The sequence below is a fragment of the Pseudomonas sp. P4_C3 genome, from assembly GCF_056402075.1.
Genome location: NZ_JBFUIC010000212.1, coordinates 1 through 7,877, shown reverse-complemented (window position 1 = coordinate 7,877; position 7,877 = coordinate 1). Strand labels below are relative to the sequence as shown.

Annotated in this window: 10 protein-coding genes and 1 pseudogene; 8 read left to right on the top strand and 3 right to left on the bottom strand. The window is 60.8% G+C overall.

Going from position 1 to position 7,877, the window contains the following annotated elements:
* A pseudogene (locus AC1DVH_RS23235) lies at window positions 1-137 on the top strand (alanine transaminase); the annotation flags it as partial.
* 110 nt (window positions 138-247) lie between these two features.
* On the opposite strand, the gene alaC reads toward AC1DVH_RS23235, so the two are convergent.
* Window positions 248-1,465 carry an alanine transaminase gene (gene alaC, locus AC1DVH_RS23230; RefSeq protein WP_477755786.1) on the bottom strand — a complete coding sequence of 406 codons (1,218 nt, stop codon included), beginning with the start codon at window positions 1,463-1,465 and terminating at the stop codon, window positions 248-250.
* A gap of 139 nt (window positions 1,466-1,604) precedes the next feature.
* On the opposite strand from alaC, the gene AC1DVH_RS23225 reads away from it, so the two are divergent.
* The 3 genes from AC1DVH_RS23225 to AC1DVH_RS23215 all read left to right on the top strand — a co-directional run bounded on the left by AC1DVH_RS23225 (window position 1,605) and on the right by AC1DVH_RS23215 (window position 3,407).
* On the top strand, window positions 1,605-2,267 hold the full coding sequence (locus tag AC1DVH_RS23225; RefSeq protein WP_477755785.1) for a LysE family translocator: 663 nt from the start codon (window positions 1,605-1,607) through the stop codon (window positions 2,265-2,267).
* Between the two features lie 67 nt (window positions 2,268-2,334).
* Window positions 2,335-2,820: a GyrI-like domain-containing protein gene (locus tag AC1DVH_RS23220; protein WP_477755784.1), complete on the top strand. Its 486-nt coding sequence runs from the start codon at window positions 2,335-2,337 to the stop codon at window positions 2,818-2,820.
* Window positions 2,821-2,918: 98 nt separating this feature from the next.
* Window positions 2,919-3,407: a GNAT family N-acetyltransferase gene (locus AC1DVH_RS23215; RefSeq protein WP_057399032.1), complete on the top strand. Its 489-nt coding sequence runs from the start codon at window positions 2,919-2,921 to the stop codon at window positions 3,405-3,407.
* Between the two features lie 138 nt (window positions 3,408-3,545).
* On the opposite strand, the gene AC1DVH_RS23210 is transcribed toward AC1DVH_RS23215, so the two are convergent.
* Entirely contained in the window at window positions 3,546-4,031 is a 486-nt protein-coding gene (locus tag AC1DVH_RS23210) for a GNAT family N-acetyltransferase (RefSeq protein WP_477755783.1), read from the bottom strand.
* Window positions 4,032-4,172: 141 nt separating this feature from the next.
* Here AC1DVH_RS23210 and AC1DVH_RS23205 point away from each other — a divergent pair, with 141 nt between their 5' ends.
* The 3 genes from AC1DVH_RS23205 to AC1DVH_RS23195 all read left to right on the top strand — a co-directional run bounded on the left by AC1DVH_RS23205 (window position 4,173) and on the right by AC1DVH_RS23195 (window position 6,252).
* Window positions 4,173-4,598, top strand: a complete 426-nt coding sequence (locus tag AC1DVH_RS23205; RefSeq protein WP_477755782.1) for a YybH family protein — start codon at window positions 4,173-4,175, stop codon at window positions 4,596-4,598.
* 72 nt (window positions 4,599-4,670) lie between these two features.
* Window positions 4,671-5,015 (top strand): YciI family protein, encoded by a 345-nt coding sequence (locus AC1DVH_RS23200; RefSeq protein ID WP_477755781.1) that lies wholly within the window; start codon window positions 4,671-4,673, stop codon window positions 5,013-5,015.
* Window position 5,016: 1 nt separating this feature from the next.
* Window positions 5,017-6,252 carry an RNA polymerase sigma factor gene (locus tag AC1DVH_RS23195; protein WP_477755780.1) on the top strand — a complete coding sequence of 412 codons (1,236 nt, stop codon included), beginning with the start codon at window positions 5,017-5,019 and terminating at the stop codon, window positions 6,250-6,252.
* Between the two features lie 139 nt (window positions 6,253-6,391).
* On the opposite strand, the gene AC1DVH_RS23190 is transcribed toward AC1DVH_RS23195, so the two are convergent.
* On the bottom strand, window positions 6,392-7,246 hold the full coding sequence (locus AC1DVH_RS23190) for a LysR family transcriptional regulator (RefSeq protein ID WP_477755779.1): 855 nt from the start codon (window positions 7,244-7,246) through the stop codon (window positions 6,392-6,394).
* Between the two features lie 90 nt (window positions 7,247-7,336).
* On the opposite strand from AC1DVH_RS23190, the gene AC1DVH_RS23185 reads away from it, so the two are divergent.
* On the top strand, window positions 7,337-7,771 hold the full coding sequence (locus AC1DVH_RS23185; protein WP_477755778.1) for a multidrug/biocide efflux PACE transporter: 435 nt from the start codon (window positions 7,337-7,339) through the stop codon (window positions 7,769-7,771).
* Window positions 7,772-7,877: the final 106 nt, after the last annotated feature.

Below are 7,877 nucleotides of genomic sequence, written 5' to 3'. Positions count from 1 at the left end.
GCGTCGGGTTTGGCGAGTATGGCGATGATCACGTGCGCTTTGCCCTGATCGAAAACCAGGATCGGATTCGCCAGGCCGTACGCGGGATTCGCGGGATGTTCCGGGCGGATGGGTTAGTCGCCAAATCCAACGTCTGACACAAAAACCTGTGGGAGCGAGCTTGCTCGCGATAGCGGTGTTTCAGTCGCCATTAAAGTTGACTGATACGACGCCATCGCGAGCAAGCTCGCTCCCACAGGTTTTTGTGTCAGACGTTGGATTTGGCGACTAACCCATCCGCCCGGAACATCCCGCGAATCCCGCGTACGGCCTGGCGAATCCGATCCTGGTTTTCGATCAGGGCAAAGCGCACGTGATCATCGCCATACTCGCCAAACCCGACGCCCGGCGAGACACACACCTTGGCCTCGGACAGCAGTTTCTTGGCAAACTCCAGCGAGCCCAGGTGCGCATAAGCCTCGGGAATCTTCGCCCAGACGTACATCGAGGCTTTCGGGTTTTCCACCATCCAGCCCAGTTCATGCAGGCCCTTGACCAGCACATTGCGTCGCTGCCGGTACTGCTCGGCGATGTCGCGCACGCATTGCTGATCGCCTTCCAGCGCGGCAATCGCCGCCACTTGCAGCGGGGTGAAGGTGCCGTAGTCGTGGTAGCTCTTGATCCGCGCCAGGGCGTTGACCAGTTCCGGGTTGCCGACCATGAAGCCAATGCGCCAGCCGGCCATGTTGTAGCTCTTGGACAGGGTGAAAAATTCCACCGCAATGTCCTTGGCCCCTGGCACTTGCATGATCGACGGGGCTTTCCAGCCGTCGTAGACGATGTCGGCGTAGGCCAGGTCGTGCACCACCAGCACGTCGTACTGCTTGGCGAGGGCAATGACCCGTTCGAAGAAATCCAGTTCCACACACTGCGCGGTGGGGTTGGACGGGAAACCGAGGATCATCATCTTTGGTTTCGGAATCGAGCCGCGAATCGCCCGTTCCAGTTCAGCGAAGAAATCCACCCCCGGCACCAGCGGCACCGAACGCACCTGGGCGCCGGCAATCACCGCGCCGTAGATGTGAATCGGGTAGCTCGGGTTCGGCACCAGTACGGTGTCGCCCTGATCCAGGGTCGCCAGCATCAAGTGCGCCAGGCCTTCCTTGGAACCAATGGTGACGATGGCTTCGCTTTCCGGGTCGATGTCGACCTCGTAGCGGTCCTTGTACCAGTTGGAAATCGCCCGGCGCAGGCGCGGAATACCCTTGGAGGTGGAGTAACCGTGGGTGTCTTCGCGCTGGGCCACCGTGACGAGTTTTTCGACAATGTGCGGCGGCGTGGCGCCGTCGGGGTTACCCATGCTCAAGTCGATGATGTCTTCGCCACGACGACGGGCGGCCATCTTCAGCTCGGCAGTGATGTTGAAAACGTAAGGGGGGAGTCGATCTATGCGCGCAAAGCGGCGCGGCGAACCTTGTTCGGCCATTGTTGCCTCGGATAACGTAAGCGCCCGGAACCGTCCGAGCGACGCTGGTCACTGCGGTGACCTGTGGCGGAATGTAAGGGCAGCTGTGGCAGACTGTCCAGCCTCAATGTAAAAAAATTTGTCCGAAGGAAAAGGTTCGATGGAATTTACCAGCGGCTTCTTGCTGAGCCTCTCGCTGTGCCTGGATATCGGCGTGGCCAACATCGCGATGATCACCCTGGCCATGCAGCGCGGCTACTTCCAGGGCTTTGCCCTGGGCCTCGGGACCTGCGTCGGCGACCTGATCTACGCGGTGCTGGCGCTGACCGGCATGACCGTGTTGCTGCAATACGAAACCGTGCGCTGGGTGCTGTGGATCGGTGGCTCGGCGCTGCTGGTGTATTTCGCGGCGAAGATGATCTATTCGGCGATTCACCATGAGGCGCTGTTGGCCGAGACCGCCGAGGTGGGCCACAACTCCCATCGCAAGGAGTTCTTTCGCGGGATTTTCCTGGCCATGTCGTCGCCCAGTGCGATTCTCTGGTTCGCCGCTGTGGGCGGTACGCTGATCGCCCGTTCCGGTGGCGGTGGCGCCCTCAGTTCCGCGCTGTTTCTCGGCGGCTTTCTCTGCGCGGGGATTCTCTGGTGTGTCGGGCTGTGCTTTGCCGCGAGCCACGGCGGCAAGTTGCTCGGCGACAAATTGCTGCGTTACTCCTACATGGCATCGGCGGCGATCTTCTGCTATTTCGCGGTCTACGTGATTCTATCTGGCTATAACGAGTTCGTTGGCGCCGCTGCCGTCGAGCAATTGCACGCACTGTAATTGGGCGAATCGGGTTTGGCTTCTATACTCCCAGCCGAACCCATTTTTTCGTTTCAGGAGTCGAGCCATGGATGAGCAAACACGCGTCGAAGTGACGGAACCACGCTTTGAACACGGACACTTCCTGCTGATCGCAGGGCTTCGCGAACGATTTACCCAAGAGACCACTAAAGACATTCCAGATCTCTGGGAAAAACTCGAGCCCCACATTGGGAACATTCCGGGGCAAAAAGACGAAGTGACTTACGGCGTCTGCTGCAATTTCGACGGCAAGGGCGGCTTCGATTACATCGCGGGGGTCGAGATCAGCAAACTCGACGATTTGCCGGACAAGTATCGTTGGGTAGAGATTCAGCCCCAGCAGTACGTCGTGTTCGAACATCAAGGACCGCTGGCCACATTGCCGCAAACCTTCCAATACATCCATGGCACGTGGTTGCCACAGTCCGGGCATGAGTTGCTGGCTGCCCCGGAATTCGAGCGCTACAGCGAAGACTTCAACCCCAGGCTCAACACCGGAAAGCTGGAAATCTGGCTGCCAATCAAGGCGTGACACCTGCAGCGAGAGGCGGATCAGCCGATTCGTCTCTCGATGTCCCACGGCGGCTGATTTATCATCCCCAGCCTTTCCCACGCTGATTCCGAGCTGCCATGAACACCGTCATCCGCAACGTCACCCCCGCCGATCTGGACCGCTGCTTTGCCATCGAAACCCTTGCCTATGAAGGTGACGAAGCCGCGACCCGCGAGAAGATCGCCACCCGCATCGCCACCTGGCCCGAGGGTTTTATCGTTGCTGAAGTGGACGGGGCAGTCGCCGGTTTCATCAACTCCGGTGCGGCGTTCCAGGTGGAAATGTCGGACGAGGCGTTCAAGGAACTGATCGGCCACGACCCGGCCGGGCCGCATGTGGTGATCATGTCGGTGGTAGTGCACCCGGATTATCAGGGGCAGGGCCTGGCCAAGCGCCTGATGGGTGAGTTCATCGAGCGCATGCGCGCGATGGGCAAGGTCAGCATCAACCTGATGTGCAAGGAACGGCATATTCCGTTGTATGCCGGGTTCGGTTTTGCCTACGTCAAACCGTCGGCCTCGGACCATGGCGGCATGGCGTGGCATGAGATGGTGCTGGAGTTGTAAGCCACACTGAAGATCCCCTGTGGGAGCGAGCTTGCTCGCGATWGCGGCGTAACATTCAACACTGATGTCGACTGACCATCCGCWATCGCGAGCAAGCTCGCTCCCACAGTAGTTTTGTGGTGCAGGTGGGGGCCGTGTTCAAAACACCAACCCCATCCGCCGCTCATAACCGATCCGCCCCTTGTACGCCTCGCCGCTGTCGACAAAGCCAAACCTGGCGTACAGGGCGATGGCAGCCTCATTGTCGGCATCCACCGACAACTCCAGCCCCCTGATTTCCGGCCAGGCCAGGCGTGCCGCCTCAGGCAGCGCTTGCAGGCAGGCCTTGCCGTAGCCCTTGCCCTGGGCGCGCTGATCGACCTGTAGCGCATGCAGCGTGGCGCTGTGCTCATCGGCCCAGGCCGGCAACACCGGCGGGCGCTTGAGCAGCAGGAACGCGACGGGAACGTCTTCGGCCAGCAGGGTAAATCCCTTGACGCCGGGTCCGGGCTTGGACAACAAGGTGTGCAATGCGCCGTGGATGTCACCCGAGAATCTGATCTGTTCCGAATGCACTTCAATGGCCTCGACCTGTTGGCGTTGCAGTGCATTCAGGCTTTCATAAGGCACGAGTCGGGCTGTCACTGGAGTGTCCTTTTTCCAACGGGAAAGAACCTCGGATTCTAGCGAGTTTGGCTTTATGGTTTATTTTTATTTCGTCTGTCGATTTGCCGGATCGCCAGACGACTATGGGTGTCTTCACTATAAAAACCACGGAGAACCACCATGAACTCGCAAACCCAGATCCAGAACCTCATCGAGAACTATCGTCAGGCGGTCATGGCCAAGGACATTGAAAAAGTCATGGCCCTTTATGCCGATGACATCGTCTCCTTCGATGCGGTCAAGGCCCTGCAATTCAAGGGCAAGCCTGCCTACCGCGCACATTGGCAAGCGTGTATGGAGATGTGCGCGGGCCCGCACACCTTCGAGTTCGAGGAGATCAGCATCGAGTCGTCCGAGAACGTCGCATTCGCCCACTGGCTGGCCCATTGCGGCGGCACCAACGAGAAGGGCGAAACCCAGGCCTGCTGGATGCGCGTCACGGCTTGCTATCGGCAGGACGCCGGGCTGTGGCAGATCGTCCATGAACACTGGTCGGCGCCTTTCGACATGCAGACCGGTGCGACGCTGTTCGACCTCAAGCCCTGAGGTTTTCATCGGCAAGCCGTGCCAGATTGCCGATCTGCGGCCATAGTTGATCGGTTCGATAAGGAGAGCGTGATGAAGTACTTATGCCTGGTCTACAGCGACGAGCACCTGCTGCATTCGCTACCGGAAAGCCCGAAGGACGAAGAGTGCATGGCCTATGCCGAGTCGATCCAGGGCAGTGGCCGGATGGTCGCCGCCGAGGCCCTGGAATCGGTGCAGACCGCCACCACGGTACGCATGCGCAACGGCAAGATGTCGATCACCGACGGCCCGTTCGCCGAAACCAAGGAGCAGTTGGCCGGCTTCTACCTGATCGATGCCAGGGACCTCAACGAAGCCATTCAGGTTGCGGGCAACATTCCGGCGGCCCGGGTCGGCAGTGTCGAAGTGCGCCCCGTTCGGCAGTTGAACGCTTAAGATGCCGGGGCTGCCGGTTCAGGCGCAGGTCGAGCGGGTCTATCGCGAAGAGTCGCGGCGCATTCTTGCGACCCTGATTCGCTTGCTGGGGGATTTCGACCTCGCCGAAGAGGCCTTGCACGAGGCGTTTTTCGTCGCGGTCGAACGCTGGCAGCGTGACGGTGTGCCGGACAATCCGCGGGCCTGGCTGGTGTCCACCGGGCGTTTCAAGGCCATCGATGCCTTGCGTCGGCGCGCGCGTTTTGCCGCCTCGCAGCCCTTGTTGATCGCGCAACTGGAGGCGCTGGAACAGGCAGACTGGAGTGATGAAGACGTGGAAGACGATCGCCTGCGGCTGATCTTCACCTGCTGCCACCCGGCCCTGGCGGCGGACGCGCAAGTGCCGCTGACGCTGCGGGAAGTCTGCGACCTGACCACGGAAGAAATCGCCCGGGCCTTTCTCTCGGCCCCGGCCACTATCGCCCAGCGCATCGTGCGCGCCAAGGCGAAGATCCGTGATGCGAAAATCCCTTATCAAGTGCCGACGCTGGCTGAGTTGCCTGAGCGTCTGGACAGCGTATTGCGGGTGATTTACCTGGTGTTCAACGAGGGTTATTCGGCGTCCATCGGAGCCGAACTGATCCGCGAGGATCTGACCCGAGAAGCGATCCGTCTCGGTCGGTTGCTGGTGGAACTGCTGCCGGAGCCGGAGGTAATGGGCTTGCTGGCGCTGATGCTGTTGCACGAGTCGCGCCGCCCGGCCAGGACCTCGGCGAGCGGCGAGCTGATTGTGCTGGACGAGCAGGACCGTTCGCTGTGGGACGCCGGGTTGATCACTGAAGGCTGCACGCTGATCGAACAGGCACTGACCATGGGACGATTCGGACCCTATTGCCTGCAAGCGGCCATCGCGGCGGTGCACGCCGAAGCTCCGACGGCGGGGGAAACCGATTGGCCGCAGATTGTCGGTCTGTATGACGTGCTGCTGCGGGCGGTGCCGTCGCCGGTGATCGAGTTGAATCGGGCGGCGGCTATTTCGCAACGAGATGGTCCGCTGGCGGGGCTGACGTTGGTGGACGCCATTCTGGATCGGGGAGATCTGCTCGACTACCACCTGGCGCATTCGGCGCGGGCAGAGTTTTGTCGGCAACTGGGTCGCAAGCAGGAGGCGCGGGCGGCGTGGGAACGGGCGCTGGCGTTGACCCGGCAAGAGCCGGAGCGGCGGTTTATCGAAGAGCGGCTCAAGGCGTTGGATTGATGTGTCCGTTCTGGCCTCATCGCGAGCAAGCTCGCTCCCACAGGGGAGAGTGGTGCACACAAGTTTTATGACCGACACAATAACCTGTGGGAGCGAGCTTGCTCCGGGCGGCGTTCCGACGATAAGGGCCGAAGGACCTTCACTCCAGCATCTTGCCCAGCAACCAGCTCCCCGCCGGCCCCGGCGGATTCAGCCGCGACCACAAAGCATCCACCGACACCGTTTTCGGCCAGCCGCGCACCACCAGTTCCTGCAACGTGCCAGGCCCGAACCGCTCGACCAGCCAGCGGGGCAACGGTGCCCAGCCGAATCCGCCCTGGGCCATTTCCAGCAGCATCAGATAACTCGGCGCCGACCAGACGCGGCCTTTCGCCCGACTTTCATAGGGATTGATGATGGTGGCCAGGCGCAACTCGCGGTGCTGCTGCAGCACGTCCCGGTCGATGTAGTCCAGCGTGGCCAACGGGTGTGCCGGGGACACGAACAAGGCGATCTCCGTGCGCTCGTCCACCGTCGAGCTGACCAGGTCCGGCGGGTAGCTGTCCTGCATTTCGGCAAAGGCAATCTGCGCCCGGCCGCTTTGGACCAAGGACACCAGGTCATCGCATTCGGCGATCAGGCATTCGAGCTCCAGGTCCGGGTAACGCTGCTCGAAGGCGCTGAGGGCGGTTTCGAAACGGTCCGACTGATAGGTATCGGACAGCGCCACCGTCAACTTCGGCTCCACCCCTTGGGACAGTTGGCTGGCGGTCATTTCCAGGCGACTGGTGGCGGTCAGGATGTCTTCGGCCCGTTGCAGCATGACGTGCCCGGCCGGGGTCAGTCCGGGCTTACGGCTGCTGCGGTCGAACAGCGTCAGATTCAGGTCGATTTCCAGGCTGGCCACTGCGGCGCTGATGGTCGACTGACTGCGGCCCAGCTTGCGTGCCGCGGCAGAGAATGAGCCCTGGGTCGCCGCTTCGACAAACGCCAGCAACACTTCGTGAGAAGCCATGAACTATCGCCTTGATCGATGGTTATTGGTTATGAAGTATCGGTGTGGTGACAGATCATGGCAACCACAGTCACTCAAGGGAGTTCGGCCATGAGCGCCAACAAGTCCATTACTGAACGTATTTTCCAGGCCATCGGCTTCGAACTGCTGGCCATCCTGATCTGTACCCCGTTGCTGGCCTGGATCATGAACAAACCGATGCTGGAAATGGGCATGGTCACCGTCCTCATCGCCGGCCTGGCCCTGGCCTGGAACGTGGTCTTCAACGGTATGTTCGATCGGGTGCTCAAGCGCCTCGCCATCGCACACAACGCCTGGGTCCGTGTGGTGCATGCACTGTTGTTCGAAGGCGGTCTGGTTGCTCTTGGCGTACCGCTGATCGCCTGGTGGCTGAATGTCAGCCTGTGGCAGGCGTTCCTGCTGGATATCGGTGTGTTGCTGTTCTTCCTGCCGTACACCTACGTCTACCACTGGGTGTATGACGTGGTTCGCGAGCGGATGCTGGTGACTCGTGAGGTTTGCTGAGTCGTGTTTTTGGGGCGAGGGGGCGGGTCAGAGGTCTGAGACCTGCCCTTGTGGGAGCGAGCTTGCTCGCGATGGCGGCGTGTCAGTCAACAGCATTGCTGAATGA